The sequence below is a fragment of the Bradyrhizobium ottawaense genome (genome assembly GCF_900099825.1).
Taxonomy (GTDB): Bacteria; Pseudomonadota; Alphaproteobacteria; order Rhizobiales; family Xanthobacteraceae; genus Bradyrhizobium; species Bradyrhizobium ottawaense_A.
Map to the genome: position 1 here is coordinate 4445851 of NZ_LT629693.1, position 22083 is coordinate 4467933.

The 22083-nt window shown below is 63.7% G+C and carries 21 protein-coding genes; 14 read left to right on the forward strand and 7 right to left on the reverse strand.

All coding sequences use genetic code 11. The features are described from left to right. Nucleotides 1–133: 133 nt before the first annotated feature. Complete coding sequence (locus tag BLR13_RS20780) at nucleotides 134–940, forward strand: transglutaminase-like domain-containing protein (RefSeq protein ID WP_074820049.1); 807 nt, start codon at nucleotides 134–136, stop codon at nucleotides 938–940. A 103-nt stretch (nucleotides 941–1043) separates the two neighbouring features. After that, nucleotides 1044–1877, forward strand: a complete 834-nt coding sequence (locus BLR13_RS20785) for an N-acyl homoserine lactonase family protein (protein ID WP_074820047.1) — start codon at nucleotides 1044–1046, stop codon at nucleotides 1875–1877. A gap of 148 nt (nucleotides 1878–2025) precedes the next feature. Here the strand turns inward: BLR13_RS20785 and BLR13_RS20790 are convergent, their stop codons facing one another. Together BLR13_RS20790 and BLR13_RS20795 are read right to left on the reverse strand one after the other, a co-directional pair. Continuing rightward, nucleotides 2026–2838 carry a hypothetical protein gene (locus tag BLR13_RS20790; RefSeq protein WP_143039705.1) on the reverse strand — a complete coding sequence of 271 codons (813 nt, stop codon included), beginning with the start codon at nucleotides 2836–2838 and terminating at the stop codon, nucleotides 2026–2028. Nucleotides 2839–2964: 126 nt separating this feature from the next. Next, nucleotides 2965–3936, reverse strand: coding sequence for a Bug family tripartite tricarboxylate transporter substrate binding protein (locus BLR13_RS20795; protein WP_074831281.1), 972 nt, complete (start codon nucleotides 3934–3936; stop codon nucleotides 2965–2967). Nucleotides 3937–4076: 140 nt separating this feature from the next. Between BLR13_RS20795 and BLR13_RS20800 the strand changes: the two genes are divergently transcribed. Beyond that, nucleotides 4077–4937 (forward strand): SDR family oxidoreductase, encoded by an 861-nt coding sequence (locus BLR13_RS20800; protein WP_074820043.1) that lies wholly within the window; start codon nucleotides 4077–4079, stop codon nucleotides 4935–4937. A 57-nt stretch (nucleotides 4938–4994) separates the two neighbouring features. Here the strand turns inward: BLR13_RS20800 and BLR13_RS20805 are convergent, their stop codons facing one another. Next, entirely contained in the window at nucleotides 4995–6602 is a 1608-nt protein-coding gene (locus BLR13_RS20805) for an IS1182 family transposase (RefSeq protein WP_074820041.1), read from the reverse strand. 801 nt (nucleotides 6603–7403) lie between these two features. Here BLR13_RS20805 and BLR13_RS20810 point away from each other — a divergent pair. From BLR13_RS20810 to BLR13_RS20820, 3 genes are all read left to right on the forward strand, one after another. After that, a complete protein-coding gene (locus BLR13_RS20810) occupies nucleotides 7404–7967 on the forward strand; it encodes a thiamine pyrophosphate-binding protein (protein WP_074820040.1) in 564 nt (187 codons plus the stop codon). Continuing rightward, the gene (locus tag BLR13_RS20815; protein ID WP_074820038.1) at nucleotides 7964–8575 is read left to right on the forward strand and encodes a thiamine pyrophosphate-dependent enzyme; all 612 of its coding nucleotides are present in this window, start codon (nucleotides 7964–7966) and stop codon (nucleotides 8573–8575) included. Before BLR13_RS20810 ends, BLR13_RS20815 begins: the two co-directional genes overlap by 4 nt. A 123-nt stretch (nucleotides 8576–8698) precedes the next feature. Next, nucleotides 8699–9667 carry a Bug family tripartite tricarboxylate transporter substrate binding protein gene (locus tag BLR13_RS20820; protein WP_074820036.1) on the forward strand — a complete coding sequence of 323 codons (969 nt, stop codon included), beginning with the start codon at nucleotides 8699–8701 and terminating at the stop codon, nucleotides 9665–9667. Nucleotides 9668–9689: 22 nt separating this feature from the next. On the opposite strand, the gene BLR13_RS20825 is transcribed toward BLR13_RS20820, so the two are convergent. After that, entirely contained in the window at nucleotides 9690–10616 is a 927-nt protein-coding gene (locus BLR13_RS20825) for a LysR family transcriptional regulator (RefSeq protein WP_074820034.1), read from the reverse strand. Nucleotides 10617–10744: 128 nt separating this feature from the next. Here BLR13_RS20825 and BLR13_RS20830 point away from each other — a divergent pair, with 128 nt between their 5' ends. Further along, a complete protein-coding gene (locus tag BLR13_RS20830; protein WP_074831279.1) occupies nucleotides 10745–11977 on the forward strand; it encodes a rhodanese-like domain-containing protein in 1233 nt (410 codons plus the stop codon). Between the two features lie 114 nt (nucleotides 11978–12091). Here the strand turns inward: BLR13_RS20830 and BLR13_RS40260 are convergent, their stop codons facing one another. Continuing rightward, complete coding sequence (locus BLR13_RS40260) at nucleotides 12092–12241, reverse strand: hypothetical protein (protein ID WP_154070802.1); 150 nt, start codon at nucleotides 12239–12241, stop codon at nucleotides 12092–12094. A gap of 132 nt (nucleotides 12242–12373) precedes the next feature. On the opposite strand from BLR13_RS40260, the gene BLR13_RS20835 reads away from it, so the two are divergent. The 6 genes from BLR13_RS20835 to BLR13_RS20860 are packed head-to-tail and all read left to right on the forward strand — an operon-like array spanning nucleotide 12374 to nucleotide 18524. Then, nucleotides 12374–13474, forward strand: a complete 1101-nt coding sequence (locus BLR13_RS20835; RefSeq protein WP_074820032.1) for an ABC transporter substrate-binding protein — start codon at nucleotides 12374–12376, stop codon at nucleotides 13472–13474. Further along, on the forward strand, nucleotides 13452–14492 hold the full coding sequence (locus tag BLR13_RS20840) for an ABC transporter permease (RefSeq protein ID WP_074820029.1): 1041 nt from the start codon (nucleotides 13452–13454) through the stop codon (nucleotides 14490–14492). Before BLR13_RS20835 ends, BLR13_RS20840 begins: the two co-directional genes overlap by 23 nt. Then, the gene (locus BLR13_RS20845) at nucleotides 14486–15283 is read left to right on the forward strand and encodes an ABC transporter ATP-binding protein (RefSeq protein ID WP_074820027.1); all 798 of its coding nucleotides are present in this window, start codon (nucleotides 14486–14488) and stop codon (nucleotides 15281–15283) included. The genes BLR13_RS20840 and BLR13_RS20845 overlap by 7 nt, the downstream gene beginning before the upstream one ends. Then, the gene (locus tag BLR13_RS20850; protein ID WP_074820026.1) at nucleotides 15277–16458 is read left to right on the forward strand and encodes an acyl-CoA dehydrogenase family protein; all 1182 of its coding nucleotides are present in this window, start codon (nucleotides 15277–15279) and stop codon (nucleotides 16456–16458) included. The genes BLR13_RS20845 and BLR13_RS20850 overlap by 7 nt, the downstream gene beginning before the upstream one ends. 27 nt (nucleotides 16459–16485) lie before the next feature. Further along, nucleotides 16486–17586, forward strand: coding sequence for an LLM class flavin-dependent oxidoreductase (locus tag BLR13_RS20855; protein ID WP_074820025.1), 1101 nt, complete (start codon nucleotides 16486–16488; stop codon nucleotides 17584–17586). Continuing rightward, entirely contained in the window at nucleotides 17583–18524 is a 942-nt protein-coding gene (locus BLR13_RS20860; protein ID WP_074820023.1) for an ABC transporter substrate-binding protein, read from the forward strand. The genes BLR13_RS20855 and BLR13_RS20860 overlap by 4 nt, the downstream gene beginning before the upstream one ends. A 26-nt stretch (nucleotides 18525–18550) precedes the next feature. Here the strand turns inward: BLR13_RS20860 and BLR13_RS20865 are convergent, their stop codons facing one another. Beyond that, on the reverse strand, nucleotides 18551–19270 hold the full coding sequence (locus BLR13_RS20865; RefSeq protein ID WP_074820021.1) for a DNA-3-methyladenine glycosylase I: 720 nt from the start codon (nucleotides 19268–19270) through the stop codon (nucleotides 18551–18553). Between the two features lie 297 nt (nucleotides 19271–19567). Here BLR13_RS20865 and BLR13_RS20870 point away from each other — a divergent pair, with 297 nt between their 5' ends. Then, a complete protein-coding gene (locus BLR13_RS20870) occupies nucleotides 19568–21577 on the forward strand; it encodes a DEAD/DEAH box helicase (RefSeq protein ID WP_074820019.1) in 2010 nt (669 codons plus the stop codon). A 12-nt stretch (nucleotides 21578–21589) separates the two neighbouring features. Here the strand turns inward: BLR13_RS20870 and BLR13_RS20875 are convergent, their stop codons facing one another. Continuing rightward, nucleotides 21590–21862, reverse strand: coding sequence for a hypothetical protein (locus tag BLR13_RS20875; protein ID WP_074820018.1), 273 nt, complete (start codon nucleotides 21860–21862; stop codon nucleotides 21590–21592). Between the last annotated feature and the right edge of the window lie 221 nt (nucleotides 21863–22083).

Genomic DNA, 22083 nt, shown 5'->3' on the forward strand with positions numbered 1-22083 from the left:
TCGTGGCAATTAGCTATTGCTTTCTCGGGCAAGCGCGTATTCTGCCAAATAAGGCAGCCCGGATCCGCAGCCGTGGCTTGATATCCGGCGGCTTCGTAGCCATCTCGAATGTTTGGCCGGGAAGGTATTTCGAATGAAGCTCCGCGTCGGATTCGAAATGAACTATGAGTTCCCGCAACCGACGCCGATGATCATGGTTTTGGGGACGCATTTCACGCGCGCGTCCGACGTCATCGTGCCCGACTACCTCACCACCACGCCTTCGGTGCCGATCACGCCGTATCGCGACATGTTCGGCAACTGGTGCAGCCGTATCGTGGCGCCGGCCGGAGCGATGCGCTTGGCCGCCGACGGCATCGTCCGTGACAGCGGCCAGCCCGATACCGTGGTGACCTCGGCCATTCAGCACACGGTCGAAGACCTGCCGCCGGACACGCTGGTTTATCTCCTTGGCAGCCGTTACTGCGAAACCGACCGGCTGTCGGAAACCGCCTGGCAATTGTTCCAGAACACGCCGCCGGGCTGGGCGCGGGTGCAGGCGATCTGCGATTTCGTTCACCGCCATATCGCGTTCGGCTACGAGCACGCGCGCGCCACCAAGACGGCGTGGGAAGTCTACAATGAACGCAAGGGCGTCTGCCGCGACTACGCCCATCTGGCCATCGCCTTCTGCCGCTGCATGAACATCCCGGCGCGCTATTGCACCGGCTATCTCAGCGACATCGGCACGCCAAAACCCTGGGCGGTCGGCGACTTCGCCGGCTGGTTCGAGGCCTATATCGGCGGCCGCTGGCAGATGTTCGATCCGCGCAACAACGTGCCGCGGATCGGCCGCGTGCTGATCGCGCAGGGTCGCGACGCCTCGGATGTTCCGATCACCCAGACGTTCGGGCCGAACACGCTGGTCAGCTTCAAGGTGTGGACCGACGAAACGGCGTGAACGGCGCCGCGCCGGCGCGCGGCCATTTTCCCGCCGGGGTGTCGCTTTGCGCTGCCGGTGACGGGTGCTATCAAGCGTCCCGTCGTCGCGCGCAGGAGACCCCATGGCCGAACCCGACTACGAGCTGTTTGCCATCCGCTATGCCACCCGCGACGCGCGGCGCAGCGATCATTTCATTGGCGGCGACCCGCATGACGGTCCGATGCCGATGGATTATTTCGTCTGGGTGGCGCGGGGCGGCGGGCGCACGTTTGTCATCGACACCGGCTTCAGTGCGGAAATCGCGCAGAAGCGCAAGCGCACCTTCCTGCGTTCCCCGATCGAGACGCTGGGTCTGCTCGGCATCGATGCGAATGCGGTCGAGGACGTCATCCTGACGCATCTGCATTACGACCATGCCGGCAATTTCGACCGCTTCCCGAAGGCACGCTTTCATCTGCAGGAGCGCGAACTGGCCTATGCCACCGGCCGCTACATGCAATATCCGCGGCTGTCGCATTCCTTCGAGGTCGAGGATGTCTGCGGCATCGTGCGGCTGAACTACGCCCGCCGCGTCGTGTTCTACAATGGCGACGCCGAGCTGGCGCCCGGCATCACCATCCACGCCGCCAGCGGGCATTCGGCCGGGCTGCAGTTCGTGCGCGTCAAAACCCGACGCGGTCCGGTGGTGCTGGCGTCCGACGTCAGTCATTTCTACGAGAACATGGCGAGCGAACGTCCGTTCACGACCGCCTTTCACATCGGCGAAATGCTCGAAGGTTTCGACAAACTGATCGCGATGGCGCCGGACGAGAGCCATATCGTTCCCGGTCACGATCCGCTGGTCATGAAGCTGTATCCGGCGGTGAGCAGGGAATTCGAAGGCGCCGTCGTGCGCCTCGACGTGCCGCCATCCGGCACAGCACCGGTGCGCGCGGATTATCGATCAGGTCACTAACGTCTGGGGCCTCATGGTTCGAGACGCGCAAAGATGCGCTCCTCACCATGAGGGTGCGATACCTCATCCTGAGGAGCATCGCAAAGCGATGCGTCTCGAAGGATGAAGCCGTTGAACTCGAAATAGCTCCTTGACCGTCAGCCTCCGCCTATTTCGCCGCCGCGCTTTCAGGATCGCCATCAGCCGCGCGGTTTTGCGGCGATCGGCGCTGCCAGATCAAATAGCCGAGCGCGATCAGCGGCGCAGAAATGCAGAGATAGGGAACGAGAGTCTCGGTGTAGCCGACCAGCGCCATCGGATAGCGTATGGCGAAAATGGGAATGCTCTGGCTGGTCGAATTGCCGATCGCCTCCAGAACCCAGATCTGTGCGGTATTCCAGTTCACCGCCACGGTGGGCGTCAGCCCGAGCGGCATCAATACGATCAGCGCCCATTTGCGCCAACCCGTCTGTCGCCTGGAGGCGACGATCATCGCCCAACCCGTTAGTCCGATGGTGGCAAGCCAGCAGGCCAGAAACAGGTATTGCACCGGTCCCTTGCCGAACAGGTGAAACGCGTTCAGTTCGCTCAGCGGCAGCGTGTTGCTGGTGAAGAACAACCGGTAGAACCGCCCAGTGCCGGCCTCGGTCTTGACCGCCGCGTCCACCACCAGCCATTTGCCGGCCAGTGCATATTCGAGCAGAATCCGGCTGCTGCCGTTGCCGGTGTCGAGGCTGTGGCGTTCGGTCGACCAGATCGTTTCGATCGAGGTGGGCTCGCTGGTGCCGATCAGGTCGGCCATCTGACGCAACTGGTCGTCGGAGATCTCGCCCATCGCCGGATCGAGCCGGTTGCGAACCGCTGCAAAATCTTTCGCGACCAGCGCGGAAACGGTCACTTTGGTCAACGCGATGTCGTCGGCCAGCCGGGACCCCTCCGGCGCGTCGGCGGCCAGCGTCGGGATCGCCAGGGCTGCCATCATCAAAATGGATGCGACGATACCGCCTATCGTTCGAAGCACTGTGGGCGTGAACATGGTTTGACTGGTCTTCATCATCGAGGCCGCGCCATGTTCGTCGCACTTCGGAACGATTGGTTCACCGGTCGGCTACTTCGTTGCCGCGGCTTTCAGGATCGGCATCAGCCGCGTGGTTTCGCTGTTGATGAGGTCACCCAGCGCCTTGGGGCCGCGGCGGCCGGGTTCGATGATATCAGCGCCGAGATCGGCCAGCCGCTTTTGCACGGCCTCCTCGCCGAGCCCCTTGTTCAGGGCCTCGGCGAGTTTCTCGACGATCGGCTTTGGCGTCCCTGATGGGGCGAACACCGCATAGAACGGCGCGATGTCGAACTCGGGCAGGCCCTGCTCGTAGGAGGTCGGCACATCCGGCAACATCGGGCTGCGCTTCTTCGCCGCGACCGCCAGCGCCTTGACCGTGCCGGCGCGGACATGTTCCAAGGTACCCAGCACCGGGTCGCATTCATAATCGATTTCACCGCCGAGCATGGCGTTCAGCACCGGCGCCGTGCCGGTAAACGGCACCATCGCCGGCTTGATGCCGATCGCCGAATGGAGCAGCAGGCAGCCGATATAGGATACCGAGCCGAGGCCGGCGTGGCCGACGTTGAGCTTGGCTTCGTTGGCCTTGGCGTAGGCGACGAATTCCTTGAGGTTGTTGGCGGGAAAGTCCTTTCGCACCACCAGCAGTTCCGGATATTCGGCGGACAGCCCGATCGGTTCGAAATCCTTCAGTGGATCGTAGCCGAGGTTCGGATAGAACGCCGCCGCCAGCGCATTGGTGCCGACATGACCGGACAGGATGGTGTAACCGTCGGCGGGGGCGCGCGCGGCGCGCAGCGCGCCAATGGTGCCGCCGGCGCCGCCGACATTTTCCACCACGAATTTCTGGCCGAGATAGCGCGAGAAGATATCGGCGACGATCCGGCCCGTGATATCCGCCGGCCCGCCGGCGGCAAAGGGCACGATCACGGTGACCGTCCGCGCCGGATAATCCTCGGCCTGGGCGCTGTTGATTCCGGCCGCGATCAGAAGTGCAGCGGCCGCGGCCCAGTGCCTGTGCATGTTCGTCTCCCTGATATCTTTTTTTATCACCATAGGGCGGTTTCAGGGCCGGGCAAGCCGGGCTGGCTATAATCGTTGGGTTTCAAGCTGGCGCTCGCCGCAGGATGGCGTGGCTATCTATCCTCGACTATCGTGCGTTCATGAAACTTCTGGTGTTTGGTTTGGGTTATTCGGCGCTGCATGTCTCGCAGCGTTTGCAGATGTCGGGGGCTCAGGTGACGGCAACCGTCCGCAGCCGCGCGAAGGCCGATGAGCTGGCGCAGGTGGGAATCGCGGCACGGCTGTTCTCTCCGGACCATGCCGGTGCGGAGATCGTGGACGATATCGCGGCCAGCGATGCCATCCTGATCTCGGTCCCGCCGGGTGAATCCGGCGATCCGGTGCTCGCGTCCTTTGCCGGCCGCATCGCCGCGGCGCCGAACCTGCGCTGGATCGGCTATCTCTCCACGGTCGGCGTCTATGGCGACCATGCCGGCAACTGGGTCGACGAGACGACGCCGACCACGCCAGGAAAAGGCCGTTCGCGGCTCAGGACCACGGCGGAGCAGGCGTGGCTCGCTTTGGGCGCGCATGTGTTCCGGCTGTCAGGAATCTACGGCCCCGGCCGAAACCAGCTCGTGCAATTGGCGTCGGGCGCGGCGCGCCGCATCGTCAAGCCCGGCCAGATCTTCAACCGCATTCACGTCGCGGATATCGCCGCCGTGATCGAGGCGTCGCTGGCACGGCCGCGGCCGGGCGGCATCTATAATGTGACCGACAACGAGCCGGCCCCGCCGCAGGACGTCGTCGCCTTCGCGGCACGGCTTTGCGGGCTGGAGCCTCCGGCCGAAATTCCTTTCGAACGCGCGGAGCTCTCGCCGATGGCGCGCAGCTTTTACAGCGAAAACCGGCGGGTTCGGAACGCCCTCATCCGCGAAGAACTCGGCGTCACCCTGAACTATCCGACCTACCGCGAAGGGCTGACCGCCTTGCGGGCACTCGGGGACGGGCCGCCTGCGTAGCTGTTGACTTGCCCGACGAGACTGAGCAAGAAGTCGTTGCTAGTCGGACAGCTCGGTTTAGGACAATCGGACAGAGAGACTTGGGACGATTTGCGCCCAGAACGGCTCCAGGGTGCGCTGTAGGACATTCATGACCGCGCCAAAGGGGCGTTTGCGCGACGTGAGTGCCTTTACCACGGCTGCAATGAAGCCTTCGAAGCCGAGAATGTTGAGCACGCGGGTCAAGTTGTAGCAGAGCGCCATCAGGCTCCATTCACCGCGGACCTTGTCGAAGCCGCGGACCAGGAAGTGACGATAGCCGGCGCGGCATTTGATGGTGCCGAAGGGATGCTCGACAATCCCCGAGCGACGGCGCATCAGCTCGCGGCTACCTTGCATCCGCGCGCGATGACGTTCGAGAACATCTTCGTGCTCCCAACGACCGATGGTCCGCCGAGATGCTTTCGGACTCAGACAACGGGCCTTTAGCTGGCAGGCCCCGCAGGTCTTGGTGCTGCTCGCATAGCGGATCTCGGTCCGGCCACTGGCGTTCTGCCAGCGGCCCTCCATCGGACGCAGCAATTCGCCGGCCGGACAACGGTAAGCATTGCCTGCGGGATCGTAGCTGAACTCCTTGAGGCTGAAGCGGCCTTGCTTCTCGAGCCGCCCGTTGCCCTCCGGCACCGGTACATAGGCCGTGATGCCGTCATCCTCGCACGCCTTCAGTTCGAGACTGCTGTAATAGCCCTCGTCGGCCAACGCCTGCAGAGCCTCGGCTTCAAGGGCGTCTTTTGCCGCCTTTGCCATCGCGTGAAGCTGGCCGACATCGCTGCTGGCGTTCACCACTTCGCTTGCGACAATGAGCTTGTGTTTGTCGTCGACGGCGCTCTGCACATTGTAGCCCGCAACGGCCTGACCGTTCTTGACCAGAAGCCGGGCGTCCGGATCGGTCACGGACAACTGCGTCTCGCCGCTTGCTTCTAGCCGAGCCAGATCGGCCTCGGCGCGCGAGCGCTTCGCCATCAGCGCCGATACTTTGGCGCCGATATCGCCGGCGTCCCCTCCGCTGCCAGCACCTGGACCGTCGGCGCGATCCTTCTTTGGTTCGTTGGCTTCCGCTGCATCATTGTCTTCGATCGACCTGCCGTAAGCCTCGATCTCCAGGTCCAGCCTGGCGATCTGTTCGGCAAGCCTCTTGCGCGTAAAGATACTCGTCTTGCTGGCATCGCCGTGGAAGAACGAGCCGTCGATCGCTACAACACTGCCGCCGACCAGTCCAAGCTCGCGAACCAGCAGCACGAAGCCGCGGTTCACCGCCTTCAGCGCCGCCCAGTTCTCCTTGCGGAAGTTGGCGATCGTTCGATAACCAGGCCTCAGGTTCCTGAGCAGCCAGATCAGTTCCAGATTGCGGCTCGCCTCTCGCTCCAGCCGCCGAGACGACCTGATCTGGTTGATATATCCGTAAAGGTAGAGCTTCAGCAGATCGCCCGGATCGTAGGGCGGCTGCCCCATTGCTTCCGCGCCTCGGTCAGCATGACGGAAGCCCAGCTTTGCAAGGTCCAGGGCGCAAACGTAGCTCTCGATCGCTCGGACCGGATTGTTTGGTTCAACATAGTCTTCCACCCGCGGTGGAAGCAGGCTGGCTTGCTCCCGGCTCTCGCCGGTCTTGAATGGGCGATTCGTCATAAACCGAATCGTACATCAAATCCCAAAAAGGCCGAGTTCTTGCTCAGTCTCGACGGGCAAATCACGCCAGATGTGGGTCAAGACTTTCGTCTGAAAATATTCCGCTTCGGTGGCAGGTGGAATCACGCTTACAAATCCCGCCATCCTGTCCCGCCAGAGGGGCGTTGGCCATCGTCGCAAACGAGGGGCAGGGAGCGGTGGACGTAAGGTCGCGACTGACGAGCGCGGCACTCGCGTACGGCGAAATCGTTTGGGTCCGACGCCCCGGTGCTGGCGTCAAGCGAGCGAGAAGCTAACGCTTCGAGCTGGCGATGGTGGCAAGAAAGCCGGTCACCAGGACGAGATCGTATAAGCCGTAAAGCCATTGCGCAGGGAAGGCCGGGTGTTCTCCGCTGAACCTGTATGCTCATGTGCAGCATTTCTACTTCGCATCGCACATGAGACCGCGGGTGCAGCGCGCACCCGGTCTTTCCTGCGCCCTCTGATTTTCATGGGGCAAACGAATGCAAAACTTCGGGCGCATCGTGCCGCGAGAACGAGAACGCTTACCCTCCCTTGGTGGGCGAAGAAAGAGAGGGAAGCCGCGTTCGAAACTTCGTAGCCCGGATGAGCGTAGCGACATCCGGGACCACTCTCACGCCGCCCCGGATATCGCTTCGCTCATCCGGGCTACAAGCCCCACCCCCGGCCTTTCAATTTTGCAATAGAAGCCATGTCGACATTGATATTCCTGCCCTTGCCCCCGCCATCTAATGTGAGCGCAAATCGCCCCCTTGGGGATCACGGAGGAAATTTGGTCCGATGACGGAAGTTGCAGCAAAATCGCCAGGCGCGGCGCCGTTGCCGACATGGCCGGACGAGGTCTACCGCGTCCTCAAGGACGCCGGCGTCAAGCAGGTGGCGATGGTGCCGGACGCCGGCCATAGCCGGCTGATTCGTTCCTTCGAGGCCGATCCGGAAACCCGTGTCGTGACCCTGACGACGGAAGAAGAGGGCGTCGCGATGCTGGCCGGCGCGTGGCTCGGCGGCCAGCGCGGGGTGCTGCTGCTGCAGTCGAGCGGCGTCGGCAACTGCATCAACATGCTGTCGCTGCCCACGATCTGCCACATGCCGCTCTTGATGATCGTGACCATGCGCGGCGACTGGGGCGAGTTCAACCCGTGGCAGATCCCGATGGGGCAGGGCACGCGCGCGGCGCTGGAATCCGTCGGCGTGATCGTCAACAAGGTCGATGAGCCGCATCTGGTCGCCTCGGCGGTGCAGGGCGCGGCGCACCTTGCCTTCAACAGCTGGAAGCCGGTCGCGCTTCTGATCGGACAGCGCGTGCTCGGCGCCAAGAACTTCAAGGAGCTCGCCCGCAAATGAGCAATCCGCAAAAGAATCCAAACGCGCTGCTGCACCGTCGCGACGTCGTCAACGAACTGGTGCGCGCCCGCGGCGAGCTGCTGGTCATCGCCGGCCTCGGCGCGCCGAACTGGGACGTCTCGGCCGCCGGCGATCACGTCAATAATTTTCCGCTCTGGGGCGCCATGGGTGCGGCTTCGATGATCGGGCTCGGACTCGCGCTGGCGCAGCCCAAACGTAAGGTGCTCGTCATCACCGGCGACGGCGAAATGCTGATGAACCTCGGCTCGCTCGCCACCATCGGGGTCGAAGCGCCGCCTAACCTTACGGTCGCCGTGCTCGACAACGAACGTTTCGGCGAGACCGGCATGCAGAAGACCCACACCGCGGCCGGCGTCGACCTCGCGGCCGTGGCGACGGCAGTCGGAATTCGCACCTCGCGGATTGTCAGAACCATGGCCGAAGTCACCGAACTGCGCGACCTCGCCCATGAAGGGCGCGGCACGGCCTTTGCGCAGATCAAGATCGCGCCGGAAGCCCTGGTGTTCGTGATGCCGCCGGCCGACGGCGTCATCCTGACGACGCGGTTCCGGCAATCGGTACTGGGCGACGAAGCGCTCTATAACTGAGACGCGCCGCACTTCGTTCGACCGGGTGAACAATAGCGTTTTCGAGTGAAGTGGATTCCGGTTCACGTAAGAAAACGCGTCAAAACAAAAGAGACATCCGGCGAAATAATAAAGGGAGGATCGATGATGCGGCGCTCGATTTCGCTTGGCGTTGTGCTTGGCATGATCCTGCTGGGCGCGGCGCAGGCGCAAACCGCCTGGCCAGCGAAGCCGATCAAGATCCTGGTTGGCTATGCGGCAGGGGGCAGCACTGACGTCACGGCCCGCATCATCGCCCAGGCGCTGTCGGAACGGCTCGGGCAACCGGTCCTGATCGAGAATCGCGCCGGCGCCGGCGGCAATATCGCGGCCGAGGCCGCCGCGAAGGCCGATCCGGACGGCTATACGCTGTTGATGGCGACCAGCTCGACGTTCGCGACCAACCCGGCGCTCTACAAAAGCCTGCCGTTCGATGTGCAGGCCGATTTCGCGCCGATCACGGTGACGGCCTTTATCCCGAACCTGATGGTCATCAATCCCGCCGGGCCGGCCAGCAACCTCAAGGATTTCGTTGCGCACGCGAAGGCCAATCCCGGCCAGCTCAATTATGGTTCGGCCGGCAACGGCACCTCGCAGCATATTTCCGGTGCGTTGTTCAGTTCACTGGCCGGCGTGCAGATGACTCACATCGCCTATCGCGGCGGCGCGCCGGCGGTCAACGATCTCCTCGGCGGACAGATCCAGGTGCTGTTCGCGCCGCTGGTCGAGGTGGTTCAGCAGGTGCGCGCCGAAAAGCTGCGGGCGCTCGGTATCACTACGGCGAAGCGGTCGCCGTTGCTGCCTGACGTCGCCACCATTGCCGAGACGTTGCCCGGCTACGAAGTTACGCTGTGGAACGGACTGCTGGCGCCGGCGAAGACGCCGCCCGAGATCATCGACCGCATCAACCGTGCCGCGATCGACGCGCTGCGCTCGGAGGATGTGAAGGCGAAATTGGCCGAACAGGGCAGCGAGCCGGTCGGCAACACGCCTGCCGAGTTCAAGGCCTTCATCGGCAGCGAGCTTGCGAAATGGAAGCGGCTGGTGGAGATCTCGGGTGCGACGGTGCAATAGACACCAACACGGGCGGAACGCGTTACGCCGTCATATCGATCTTCCAGAGGCCTTCCTTGGCGAGCTGTTCGATCTCGGACATGATGAGGGTCGCGATGGTGGTCGTCGCAATCGACGGCTGATCGGCGATCGGGGACGCCAGGATCAGTTCGCGCGACACCGGAGGATTGACGAGGGCGGCCATCTCGAGCCGCTTCGCCGCCAGTTCGGCACGGATCGCCGACGGCGGCAACAGCGTATAGCCGAGGCCCTCTTCCATCAGGCTGATCTGGGCGCGGTAGGAATCGGCCTCGATCATGGCGTTCAGCGTCAGCCGTTCCCGGGCGACGGCCTTCTCCAGCAACGCCCGCAGGCCGTGCGAAATGCTGGGCAGGATCAGCTTCTGCTTCACCAGCCACTTCAGGTCGACCTGCTTCTTGCGGTTCAGCCCCGATCCCGGCGGCCCCACCACGGCGATGGCCTCGCGGCCGATCGACTGGACCTGGAGATGCAGGTCGACGGCGGGGCCGTAGGTGATCGCAAGGTCCATCTCGCCGCGGTGCAGCCATTCGACCAGATGTCCGCCATAGCTCTCGACGATGCGCAGCGAGATATCGGGAAATTCCGCGATCACGCGGCGGGCGAACCGGCCGGAAAACACCGCGCTCACGGTCGGAACCAGGCCGAGGATGACACGGCCCGACGGACTGCCCTTGGCCGACTGCAGATCGTCGCGGACCTGCTCGATCTGGCGGATGAGCCCGGTGGTGCGGTCGAGCAGCATGCGGCCCGCGCTGGTCAACAGCATGCCGCGCCCGTTGCGCACGAACAATTCGACACGCAGCTCATGCTCGAGCAGCTTGATGTGCCGGCTGAGCGCAGGTTGCGCGGACCGAAGCCGGTCCGCTGCCTTGCTGAGGCTGCCGAGTTCGGCCACGGCCCGGAAGGTGCGCAATTGTTTGAGGTCCATAGGCCCACCTTAAACACGCTTGCGCCGCGCTTTCAAACCTGACGGGAGTGCAATGCGATCCGGCGTGGCAGGTCAGCCGCGATGCTGCTATTCAGGTCTCAACGTTCCCGTTTCAGAAATCGGCCTTCATGACCATCCCCTCCGTCACGCCTTCGCAAATCCGCAGCGCCCTCTTGCTGCGCGAGGAAATCGCGCTGCTCGATGTCAGGCACGAAGCGGCCTTCGCGACGGGTCATCCGCTGTTCGCCGCCAACATGGCGTCCGACCGGATCGAGCTGGAGGCTGCGGTCCGGCTGCCGCGCCAGGATGTGCCGATCGTGCTGTACGATGCCGGCGAGGGCCTGGTTGCCGCTGCGTCGGACCGGTTCAAGGCGCTGGGCTACACTAATATTCGTCAGCTCGAAGGCGGACTCGAAGGTTGGCGGCAGGCCGGCTTTGAGATTTTCGAGGACGTGAACTCCTACGCCAAGGCGTTCGGTGAACTGGTCGAACACCGGCGCCATACGCCCTCGCTGGTTGCGGACGAGGTTGCAGCGCTGATCGAGGCGAAAGCCAATATCCAAATTCTCGATGTTCGCCGCTTCGACGAATATACGACCATGAACATTCCGGGCTCAATCAGCGTGCCCGGCGCCGAACTGGTGCTGCGCGCCGGCCGCGCCGCACCGGATCCTGAAACCACCATCGTGGTGAATTGCGCCGGCCGTACCCGCTCGATCATCGGCACCCAGTCGCTGATCAATGCCGGCGTTGCCAACAAAGTGGTGGCGCTGCGCAACGGCACCATCGGCTGGACCCTGGCGAGCCAGCAGCTCGAGCATGGCTCTGACCGGCGCGGCGAGATCGGTGCGTTCAAGGGCGCCGAAGCCAATGCGCGCGATGTCGCCTATCGCGCCGGTGTTCGCCATATTGGCGTGGAAGAGATCACGGCGCTGCAGGCGCAGCGCAACCGTACGCTCTATCGCTTCGATGTGCGCGACGAAGCCGAACACACCGCGGGTCACCTCAAAGGCTTTCGCCATTACCCTGGCGGGCAACTGGTTCAGGAGATCGACATGGCCGCACCCGTGCGCGGCGCGCGCATCGTGCTGACGGATGACAGAAGTGTGCGCGCCGACATGACTGCGTCATGGCTCGCGCAAATGGGCTGGGACGTCTTCGTGTTCGACGGCGGCTACGACGGCGCGCTGGAAGTCGGGCCGCCGCTCGTGTTGCCGAAACCCGATCCGTCGCATCGCTACCGGCGTCCCTACGAGGGCACCGACATCAACACATCGGCGATGCAGGCCTATCTCGATTGGGAATACGGCCTCGTCGATCAGCTCCGCCGCGATGCGACGCACGGATTTTTCGTGATCTGACGCTGCATCCGCCGGCGCGCGGAATAGTTGACTGAATTGAAGCGCGCGCGAGCAAGGAATTTGTCCTCGCGGTCGGTCTACATGGCAGACACTGGTCGTTAGACTGCAAAGTGCTCACGCATGATGCAGTGATCGGCCAATGAGCGTTTGAGTCAGCAAAAATCGTTTCATCGTCGTGCCGCGCGAATGTGGAGATAATCCCTTCGATGCCAATGACATTCGAAATTCCATTTCATTGACGATTGCTGCATCGCGCCGCATCATTTGCACATCCAATTTGACGGCGCGAGTTCGCCGAACCGAAGTCTAACCACTCATCGCGACCCCGGGTTTCGGGACGCAGAGCCACGCGCTCTGCGTCAACGGGGGAGCCTTGCCCAACAAAAGGTATAAAAAATGTCGAGACGAGACAGACCGGAGCCATCGTTGCTGGATCGCCGCGCCCTGCTGCGTGGCGGTGCCGCTGCGGCGTTGGCGCTGCCCGCCGGGGTGATCGGTGCGCAGGCTTTCCCGTTTCGCGCGACAACCCCCGACATCGATTTCTCGCAATTCCCGATCTGCAAGACGGCGTCGGACGCGCCGCCGCTGACCGGCGCACCGCGCAAGTTGAAACTGTCGTGGAACGCCGGCGCGGTCTGCCTCGCGCCGCTTCCGGTGGCGATCGATCAGGGATTTTTCCAGAAGCACAATCTCGACGTCGAACTCGTCAATTACAGCGGCTCGACCGATCAGTTGCTGGAGGCGATCGCGACCGGCAAGTCGGATGCGGGTCTCGGCATGGCGCTGCGCTGGCTCAAGCCGCTGGAGCAGGGGTTTGACGTCAAGATCGCCGCCGGAACGCATGGCGGCTGCATGCGGGTGTTGACGCGCGCCAATTCCGGCGTCGACAAGCTCAGTGATCTCAAGGGCAAGATCGTCGCGGTCGGCGACCTCGCTGGACCCGACAAGAATTTTTTCTCGATCCAGCTCGCCAAGCTCGGCATCGATCCCAACAAGGACGTCGACTGGCGGCCCTATCCCGGCAATCTGCTGAACCTCGCGGTCGAGAAGGGCGAGGTGCAGGCGTTCCTGTCCTCCGATCCGCTCGCCTATCTCTGGCTCAAGGACAGTGCCTACAAGGAAGTCGCCTCCAATCTCGACGGCGAATACAAGGACAAGAGCTGCTGCATCGTCGGATTGCGCGGCAGCCTGGTGCGCGAGGAGCCGCAGGTGGCGCGCGCGATCACCCAGGCGCTGCTGGATGCCGCGATGTTCGTGTCGCAGAATCCGGAGAAGGCGGCGAAATCGTTCCAGCCCTATGCGCCGAAGGCCGCATCGCTGGCCGATCTCGAAGGCATGGTGCGCTACCACACCCATCATCACCATCCGGTCGGTGAAGTCCTCAAGCGCGAGCTGCAGGGCTATGCCGAGGACCTGAAGAAGGTCGCGGTATTCAAGCCCGGCACCGACACGGCGAAATTTGCGGAGCGAATCTATGTCGACGTATTCGGCGTCTAAGGCTGTCGCGATCGCGCAATCGGCGGAGGAAGGCGCGGCACTTTCGGGGCGGCCGCTGTTGCTGTCGGTTTCATTCCCGTCAGGCGGAATCGGCGTGTTCGCCAGCCTGGCATGGGTCGGCTTCGGGGTGGCGTGCCTGTGGTGGCCCGACATCGGTGACTGGTCGCGCACCCGGGAACTCGCGGTTGCCGCCTTCGTCCTGTCGGGCGCAATTTTCGTAATCACCTTGGCCGGCAGCCGACTCGGACGTTTCGACGCGGGCCTGCAGCGGCGTGCACCGTGGTTGTTGGCGCTGGCGTTGTTCCTGACCCTGTGGGAAGTCGCGACCGCGAAGCTGGCGTGGCTGCCGTTGCCGTTTTTCCCGCCGCCGCAGTCCATCATCGAAGTCTATACCGATGATCTGCCGAAACTGCTCGATAGCATCTTCGCCTCGGTCAAACTGCAGCTCGGCGGTTACGCCATCGGCGCGGCGGTCGGCTTCCTGACCGGTGTCTCGATCGGCTGGTCGCGCGGTGTCGGCTACTGGGTGCATCCGGTATTGCGGTTCATCGGACCGCTGCCGGCGACCGCCTGGCTGCCGATCGCCTTCTTCACGTTTCCGTCGAGCTGGAGCGCCAGCACGTTCCTGATCGCGCTTGCCACCGGCTTTCCGGTGACGGTGCTGACCTGGTCGGGCGTCGCAAGCGTCAGCAACGCCTATTACGACGTGGCGCGGACGCTGGGGGCCAAGCCGTCTTTCCTGGTGCTGAAGGTCGCGATCCCCGCAGCGCTGCCGCACGTTTTCGTCGGCCTGTTCATGGGGCTCGGCTCCTCCTTTGCGATGCTTGTCGTGGCCGAAATGATCGGCGTGAAGGCCGGCCTCGGCTGGTACCTGCAATGGGCGCAGGGCTGGGCGGCCTACGCCAACATGTATGCCGCGCTGATCGTGATGTCGCTGTTGTGCTCCGGTGCCATCACCCTGCTGTTCCGGGCGCGCGATCATCTGCTGGTCTGGCAGAAGGGAGTCGTCAAATGGTAGCGCTCGCGCGGGCCGAACAGGCCACGCCGGATACGGTCGGCGCTTCGCTTGACGTCGACCATGTCAGTCACGCCTTCGATATCGACGGCGCCGTGCTTCCGGTGCTCGACGACGTCAGTTTCGGCGTCAAGCCCGGCGAATTCGTCGCATTGCTCGGTCCGTCCGGCTGCGGCAAGTCGACCTTGCTGCGCCTGGTGGCGGGATTAGAACCGCCGCGCGCCGGTACGCTGCGCGAAGACGGCGATGCGATCACGGGGCCGTTTCCGTCAAGAGTGGTGGTGTTCCAGGATCCGACGCTGTTCCCATGGCGCACGGTCTGGCACAATGTCGCGCTCGGCCTTGAAGCGCAGGGCATTCTCAAATCGCAGCGCCATCGCGTCGATGCGGCGATCGATCTGGTCGGGCTGTCCGGGTTCCGGAACGCCTACCCGCATCAGCTTTCCGGCGGTATGGCACAGCGCGTCTCGCTGGCGCGGGCGCTGGTCAACGATCCCAGGATCCTGGTGCTCGACGAGCCGCTCGGCAAGCTCGATTCGTTGACGCGTATTTCCATGCAAACCGAAATCCTGTCGCTGTGGCAGCGAACCGGCTTCACCGCGCTGCTGGTGACGCATGACGTCGAGGAAGCAGTGTTCCTCGCCAACCGCGTCATCGTTTTCAGCGACCGGCCGGCACGCATCAAGGCTGATATCGCGGTGGACCGCCCCTATCCGCGACATCGCGGCGATCCCTATCTCGCCGACCTCCGCCGCAACATTCTGGGATTGCTCGGATTGGATGCGACATGGTGAACGTTCAAGGTTCGCTGCGAAAGCCACCGGCAGCCGATGCAGCGCCGTCGGTCATCCCGTGCGCAAGGTTGCTCGCGTCCGAATTCGCAGCGCGGGCCGCCCAGCACGACCGCGACGCGAGTTTTCCGTTCGAGAATTTCACGCAACTGGCAGACGCGGGACTGCTCGCTCTGACGGTCTCTGCCGCGCTTGGCGGCGGTGGCGCCAATGCCAGCGAGGCCGCGCGCGTCATCAACATCATCGGCAAGGCCGATCCGTCGACGGCGCTGGTGCTGTCGATGCATTACATCCAGCACCTGGTGATGGCGCGAAGCGCGCGCTGGCCGGGCCGTCTGTCGCGGAAGTTGGCGCGCGAGACCGTCGAAGGCGTATCGCTGATCAACGCGCTGCGGGTCGAACCGGATCTCGGCTCGCCGTCGCGTGGCGGCCTGCCGGCGACAACAGCGCGAAAGACCGAGACCGGGTGGCGGCTAAGTGGCCGAAAGATCTATTCGACCGGCGCGCCGATCCTGAAATGGTACGCGGTGTGGGCGAAAACCGATGAGCCGGACGTACGTGTCGGCCTGTTTCTCGTCCCCGCCGGCCTGCCGGGGACGCGGATTGTCGAGACCTGGGATCACCTCGGCCTGCGCGCCAGCGGCAGCCATGACGTCGTGTTCGATGACGTCGTGTTTCCGCTCGATCACGAGATCGACGTTCGCAAGCCGGACGAATGGGGGATTCCGGATTTTACCCAGGCGACTATCCATGCGATCTTCGTGGCGGCGATCTATGACGGCATCGCGCGCGCGGCGCGGGACTGGCTGGTCGAGTTCCTGAAAAGCCGCGTGCCGTCCAATCTCGGCGCGTCGCTGGCGACACTGCCACGCGCGCAGGAGATCGTCGGCCGCATTGAGGCGCGCCTTGCGGTCAACGCGCGCCTGATCGAGAGCTTTGCCGGCGATTTCGACGATGGCGTCGAGTTGAGCGCATCGGAATCCAACATCATCAAGCTCACCGTGACCAATAACGCGGTCGCGGTGGTCGAGGACGCGCTGTCGCTGACCAGCAATCACGGCCTGACCCGCGCCAATCCGCTCGAACGGCACTATCGCGACGTGTTGTGCGGGCGTGTGCACACCCCGCAGGACGACGCCACGCGCCTCAACGCCGGCCGCCTCGCGCTCGGCATCTGACCTTCAATCGAAACTGGAGCCCATATCATGTCAGTGGAATTCATCGGATATATCAGCAACAACAATTCGTCGGAGACCATCGTGCGCTCCGGCCCGGTGCTGGATCGCCACCATATCGAGACCGTCGCCAAGGCCCATGAGAATGCGGGCTTCGATCGGGTGCTGTTGGCGTTTCACTCCACCACGCCCGATGGCTTGCAGGTCGGGCAGAACGTGCTTGGCGTCACCGACCGGCTTAATGTCCTGATCGCGCAACGGCCCGGCTTCACCGCGCCGACGCTGCTGGCGCGACAGCTCGCGACCATCGACCAGTTCTCGGGCGGACGGGTTGCCTTGCACGTTATCACCGGCGGCAACGCGACCGAGTTGAGACAGGACGGCAATGTCCTTGACGACAAGGACGAGCGCTATGCCCGCACCTCCGAATTCCTCGATGTTATCAGGGCCGAGTGGAGCTCGGACAAGCCGTTCAGCTATCGCGGCAAGTATTATCAGGTCGAAAACGGATTTTCGCAGTTGAAGCCGTACCACAGCGCCGGCATTCCGATCTTCGTCGGCGGCGGATCCGATGCGGCGATCGAGGTTGCCGGCAAGCACGCCGATACCTTCGCGCTATGGGGCGAGTCCTATGCGCAGGTGCGCGATGTGACCTCACGGGTGCGAAACGTCGCCGCCAGGCACGGGCGGCCGACGCCGCGGTTCAGCCTTTCGGTGCGGCCGATCCTCGCTGAGACCGAGGAGAAAGCCTGGGCAAAGGCAGAAGCCATTCTCGAGCGCGCCACCGCGCTGCAGGACAAGACCGGCTACCGCAAGCCGGCGGACGGACACGCGACCGCGGGCGCCCGGCGACTGCTCGCGCTGGCCGATCAGGGCACGCGGATCGACAAGCGGCTGTGGACCGAAATCGCCAAGCTCACCGGCGCCAACAGCAACACCACGGCCCTGGTCGGTACGCCCGAGCAGGTCGCCGAAGTATTCGGTGATTACTATGATCTAGGCATCAGCCATTTCCTGATCCGCGGCTTCGATCCGCTGATCGACGCCATTGACTATGGACGGGAGCTGATTCCGCTGACGCGCAAGCTGATTGCCGCGCGCGGTGCGGCGAGGGGAGTCGCTGCGGAATGATACGCTTCATATTGGCGGCAGGTCTCCTGCTGGGTACGATCGTTTCGGCCGGCGCGCAGGGCTCACTGCGTGTCGGCGATCAAAAAGGCAATTCGCAGGCCGTGATGGAAGCGGCCGGCGTGCTCAAGGACGTGCCCTACAAGATCGAGTGGAAGGAGTTTCCAGCCGCAGCCCCCTTGCTGGAGGCGCTCGGCGCGGGTGCGATCGACACCGGCCTCGTCGGCGATGCTCCCTTTACCTTCGCGGCGGCGGCCAATGTGCCGGTGAAGGCGATCGGCGCGGTCAGGCAGACCCGGGAAGGCCTCGCGATCCTGGTGCCGAAGCAGTCTGTTATTCGCGGCTTCGAGGATCTGAAAGGAAAGAAGATCGCGACCGGCCGCGGTTCGATCGGGCATCAGCTCATTCTGGCTGCGCTCGAATCGAAGGGTTGGTCCACGGCCGACGTGCAGATCGTGTTTCTCGCGCCATCGGATGCCAAGGTCGCCTATACTCAGGGCTCGGTCGACGCTTGGTCGACGTGGGAGCCCTATGTCAGCCAGGAAGAGGTGCTGTTCCAGTCGCGGCGCATCATCACGGCGGACGGGATTACGCCGGGCATCGGCTTTCAGGTCGCGACACCCAATGCGATCCGCGACAAGCGGCCGGAACTCGAGGACTTCCTTCGGCGGCTGACGGCGGCGCGGGCGTGGTCGCTGACCAATGTCGGCAGCTACGCGGAGACCTGGGGCAAGCTCATGGGCATTCCGACGGCGGTGCCGCTCAATTGGCTGAGCCGCGCCAAAATCCGGATCGCACCGATCGACGACAGCGCTGTTGCGGACGAGCAGCAGACCATCGACCTGTATTTCAGGAATGGCCTGATCAAGCAGAAGCTCGATGCCGCCGCTATCCTGGATCGCTCGTTTTCCGGCGCGATCGGCAAGGGCGTGGGCCTCTGAAAGGACGGGGCCGTCGGGATGATGCTTCAGTCGTCGGCGCCTAGCATACTGGCAAGCTTGTCTGCCGTGTAATTCTCGCCGATCGACATCGCACAAATCCGCGAGATCTGCACGAACGGAAGACCGGTCTCCTCGGCCCAGGCGTTGAATTGCGCCTGCACTTTGGCGAGATCGCGCTTCGAGGTGACGGTCTCGGCGATATCGAGGCCGGCATCGCGCAGACACAGCACGACGTCTCTCGATGTGACGAAGCCGTCCCAGCCGAGGAAGCGCAGCATCATCTGGCCGGTATTGCCGCCGAGCCGGCTGCCGCGCTTGGAGAGAAGTTCGAGCAATCCGGTCTCGTCGGAAGACGGCCATTTCGCCAGAAACTTGCCGAAGCTGCCATGCTCCCTGGCGATATCCCTGACGAAGCCGGCGTTGGCCCGCACCGACATGATCTTGGCGCCGTTACGCACGATGCGTGTGTCCTTCATCAGGGCGTCCCAGAAATCATCCGGCTGCAGCGTCAGCGGGCCGGGCTTGAAACCGAGAAACGCGGTCTCGAAGCCGGGCCATTTGGCCTCGATCACGCTCCAGGCAAAGCCCGCCGAGAACGCCCTTCTGGTCATTTCCGCCAGAATGCGGTCGTCGCCGAGTTTTGCGAGCGCCTTCGGATCCGGCTTCGGCGGCAGCAGCCGAGCCAGCGCCTTGGGGCCGCCCTTGCGCTTCTCGGCGCGGGCGCGAATGGTCTTGAACGACGTCACGGGGGCGCGGACCCTCTGGCGGAGTGGTTAAGGTGAATAACGGCCGAAATGCCTCGAAATCGCAGTTTAGCGGATCATTCGACGATTCCCAGCCGTGTGCCGGCTTCCACGGCGGGTGCTCTGCAAAGGAATAGATGGTGTTTGGGTTGGATTTGGCCTAAAGGCTCCCATCTCATCCAATTCATCGCGCCGTGCGCCTGCGCGTGTTCCAGGCGGCAGCTTTCGAGCCATCGGGCTCAAAGCCCTGTTTCCCGTTTCGGCGGCAAACGCCAACCAAGGTTTGATCTCGTGACATTAATGCCCACACATCCGCCGCTCGCCCGAGCTCTGGCGGAGCGCAATTTTGATCGGCTGACGCAGGTGCAGACCGCCGTTCTGGCCGACGCCGCCGATGGCCGCGATCTCCTGGTTTCCGCCCAGACCGGCTCCGGCAAGACCGTCGCCTACGGTCTGGCGATCGCGAAAAATCTTCTCGGCGATGCCGAGCGGTTCGAACGGGCGGGTGCGCCGCTTGCCTTGATCGTCGCGCCGACGCGCGAACTTGCGCTTCAGGTCCATCGCGAACTGGACTGGCTTTACGGCCATGCCAATGCGCGCGTCGTCTCCTGCGTCGGTGGCATGGATCCGCGCCGCGAGCAGCGCGAACTGGCCGCGGGCGCCCACATCGTGGTCGGTACGCCCGGCCGTCTCTGCGATCATCTGCGGCGCGGCCGCCTCGACGTCTCGGAGTTGAAGGCGATCGTGCTCGACGAAGCCGACGAGATGCTCGATCTCGGTTTTCGCGAGGACATGGAATTCATCCTCAAAACCACGCCCGAAACCCGCCGCACGCTGTTGTTCTCGGCGACCTTGCCACGCGGCATCGTCGCGCTGGCGAAGGAATATCAGCAACAGGCGTTCCGCGTCGAAGTCGAAGGCGACGAGGGCGGTCACGCCGATATCGAATATCGTGCGATCCGGATCGCGGCAGGCGATGTCGAACACGCTGTCGTCAACCTGCTGCGCTTCTACGAATCGCCGAGCGCGCTGGTGTTCTGCAACACCCGCGATGCCGTCCGGCATCTGCAGGCGGTGCTGCTGGAGCGCGGCTTCTCAGTCGTCGCGTTGTCGGGCGAATTGACCCAGAACGAGCGCACCATGGCGTTGCAGGCGCTGCGCGACGGCCGCGCCCGCGTCTGCGTCGCGACCGATGTCGCCGCGCGCGGCATCGACCTGCCGAGTCTTGATCTCGTCATTCACGCCGATCTGCCCAACGATCCGGAAGTGCTGCAGCATCGTTCCGGCCGCACCGGGCGTGCCGGCCGCAAGGGCGTCAGCATTCTCTTGGTGCCGCCCGCCCGGAAGCGGCGCGCGGAGACGCTGCTCAACCTGGCCGGTATCGATGCGGTCTGGGGTATCGCGCCGCAGCCGGATGAAATCCGCAAGCTCGATCAGGAGCGTATGCTGAAAGACGATCTGTTCGCGGCAGAGACGACGGCTGAGGATCTGGCGATCGCGCAGGCGCTGCTCGCCGAGCGGTCGGCCGAGGATATCGCCGCGGCACTGGCGCGGCTCTACCGCGCGCGGCTGCCGTCGCCCGAGGATATCGGCGATCCCGGCGAGGGTCGCGTCCGGTCTCGCGCCGAGCGCGCGCAGGAGCGGGTCGGCCGCGAGGCCGCGCCGCGCAGTTTCGATCGCGACGCCGGACCGCGAAAGCCGAAGAAATCGCTGCGCGACGGCATGCCCGAGGGCAGCGTGTGGTTCCGCGCCGCCATTGGCCGCCGCAAGAACGCGGAAGCGCGCTGGCTGTTGCCGATGATCTGCCGTCGCGGTGGCGTCACGAAGGGCGACATCGGCGCGATCCGGATATTGGACACCACGACCGAGTTCGAAATTTCGCAGCGGGCTGCGGAATCCTTCGCCACCATGATCAAGCGCCCCGACAAGGAAGACACGATCCGGATCGAGGCGATGACGGATGCGCCGAAGGCAGAAGCCGCTCCGGAAAAGCGGTCGTTTGCGCCCCGTCGGGAAGCACCACGTCATGAAGCGCCGCGTCACGAGGCGAGAGCGCCCGAACGCAGCCCGGCTGCGAACGATTTCGCCCGCGACGAACGGCCGGCCAAACAACACGGCAAAACCTATGGCAAGCCGCGCGACGAAAAGCCCCGTAGTGAAAATGCGCCGGCATTCGACCGGAAGCCGGACTTCAAGGCGAAGAAGCGGCATCAGGACAAGCCCGCCTTCGCCGGAAATTCAAGGCGCGACCGCGGCGACACGTCAAAACCTTCGTTTGCGAAGAAGCCAAAGAAGAAGTTTCGTGCGTAAGGTCCGAACGGCCTAACCCGATTTGGCGCGTGGATCCATGCGGGGCAATTTGTAGTTCACGGTGAGCAGGGTGTCCTTCTCATCGTCGAAAATCAAATGATCGGTCTCCGCCATCTCGGCGCGCATCGCGTTGCAGCAGAAGACCATCCAGGGGTCGAAGACCCGCAATTTGCTGACGGTGCGATAGAGTTCGCTGGAGTCGACGATGAGCGACCTGCCGCCGCGCGCAGTCGCCGATTGCAGTTGGGATTTGATCTCCTGCCTGAACTGATCGGTTGAAACCATGACGCAGCCTTTCAAGCGAGAGCCCTGCTTGCAGGGAAGCGACCGAGGAGCCGCGGTTCGACGGTAGTGGGTTCGAAGCCGATTGATACAGCCAAATCCGGATCGGGCGATAAAAGCAGCGCGCGGCTGGCTTTCCGGCAAACACCTCCTATATGCCCGATATCAGGGGACCAGATCTGCGTGAGACGCGCGTGCCGACGATATTGATGTCCATTTTTGCT

Coding starts and splice junctions, on each gene's coding strand:
- BLR13_RS20780 (WP_074820049.1), top strand. CDS start 134: ATGAAGCTCCGCGTCGGATTCGAAATGAACTATGAGTTCCCGCAACCG.
- BLR13_RS20785 (WP_074820047.1), top strand. CDS start 1,044: ATGGCCGAACCCGACTACGAGCTGTTTGCCATCCGCTATGCCACCCGC.
- BLR13_RS20790 (WP_143039705.1), bottom strand. CDS start 2,838: ATGATGGCAGCCCTGGCGATCCCGACGCTGGCCGCCGACGCGCCGGAG.
- BLR13_RS20795 (WP_074831281.1), bottom strand. CDS start 3,936: ATGCACAGGCACTGGGCCGCGGCCGCTGCACTTCTGATCGCGGCCGGA.
- BLR13_RS20800 (WP_074820043.1), top strand. CDS start 4,077: ATGAAACTTCTGGTGTTTGGTTTGGGTTATTCGGCGCTGCATGTCTCG.
- BLR13_RS20805 (WP_074820041.1), bottom strand. CDS start 6,602: ATGACGAATCGCCCATTCAAGACCGGCGAGAGCCGGGAGCAAGCCAGC.
- BLR13_RS20810 (WP_074820040.1), top strand. CDS start 7,404: ATGACGGAAGTTGCAGCAAAATCGCCAGGCGCGGCGCCGTTGCCGACA.
- BLR13_RS20815 (WP_074820038.1), top strand. CDS start 7,964: ATGAGCAATCCGCAAAAGAATCCAAACGCGCTGCTGCACCGTCGCGAC.
- BLR13_RS20820 (WP_074820036.1), top strand. CDS start 8,699: ATGATGCGGCGCTCGATTTCGCTTGGCGTTGTGCTTGGCATGATCCTG.
- BLR13_RS20825 (WP_074820034.1), bottom strand. CDS start 10,616: ATGGACCTCAAACAATTGCGCACCTTCCGGGCCGTGGCCGAACTCGGC.
- BLR13_RS20830 (WP_074831279.1), top strand. CDS start 10,745: ATGACCATCCCCTCCGTCACGCCTTCGCAAATCCGCAGCGCCCTCTTG.
- BLR13_RS40260 (WP_154070802.1), bottom strand. CDS start 12,241: ATGATGCGGCGCGATGCAGCAATCGTCAATGAAATGGAATTTCGAATG.
- BLR13_RS20835 (WP_074820032.1), top strand. CDS start 12,374: ATGTCGAGACGAGACAGACCGGAGCCATCGTTGCTGGATCGCCGCGCC.
- BLR13_RS20840 (WP_074820029.1), top strand. CDS start 13,452: ATGTCGACGTATTCGGCGTCTAAGGCTGTCGCGATCGCGCAATCGGCG.
- BLR13_RS20845 (WP_074820027.1), top strand. CDS start 14,486: ATGGTAGCGCTCGCGCGGGCCGAACAGGCCACGCCGGATACGGTCGGC.
- BLR13_RS20850 (WP_074820026.1), top strand. CDS start 15,277: ATGGTGAACGTTCAAGGTTCGCTGCGAAAGCCACCGGCAGCCGATGCA.
- BLR13_RS20855 (WP_074820025.1), top strand. CDS start 16,486: ATGTCAGTGGAATTCATCGGATATATCAGCAACAACAATTCGTCGGAG.
- BLR13_RS20860 (WP_074820023.1), top strand. CDS start 17,583: ATGATACGCTTCATATTGGCGGCAGGTCTCCTGCTGGGTACGATCGTT.
- BLR13_RS20870 (WP_074820019.1), top strand. CDS start 19,568: ATGCCCACACATCCGCCGCTCGCCCGAGCTCTGGCGGAGCGCAATTTT.
- BLR13_RS20875 (WP_074820018.1), bottom strand. CDS start 21,862: ATGGTTTCAACCGATCAGTTCAGGCAGGAGATCAAATCCCAACTGCAA.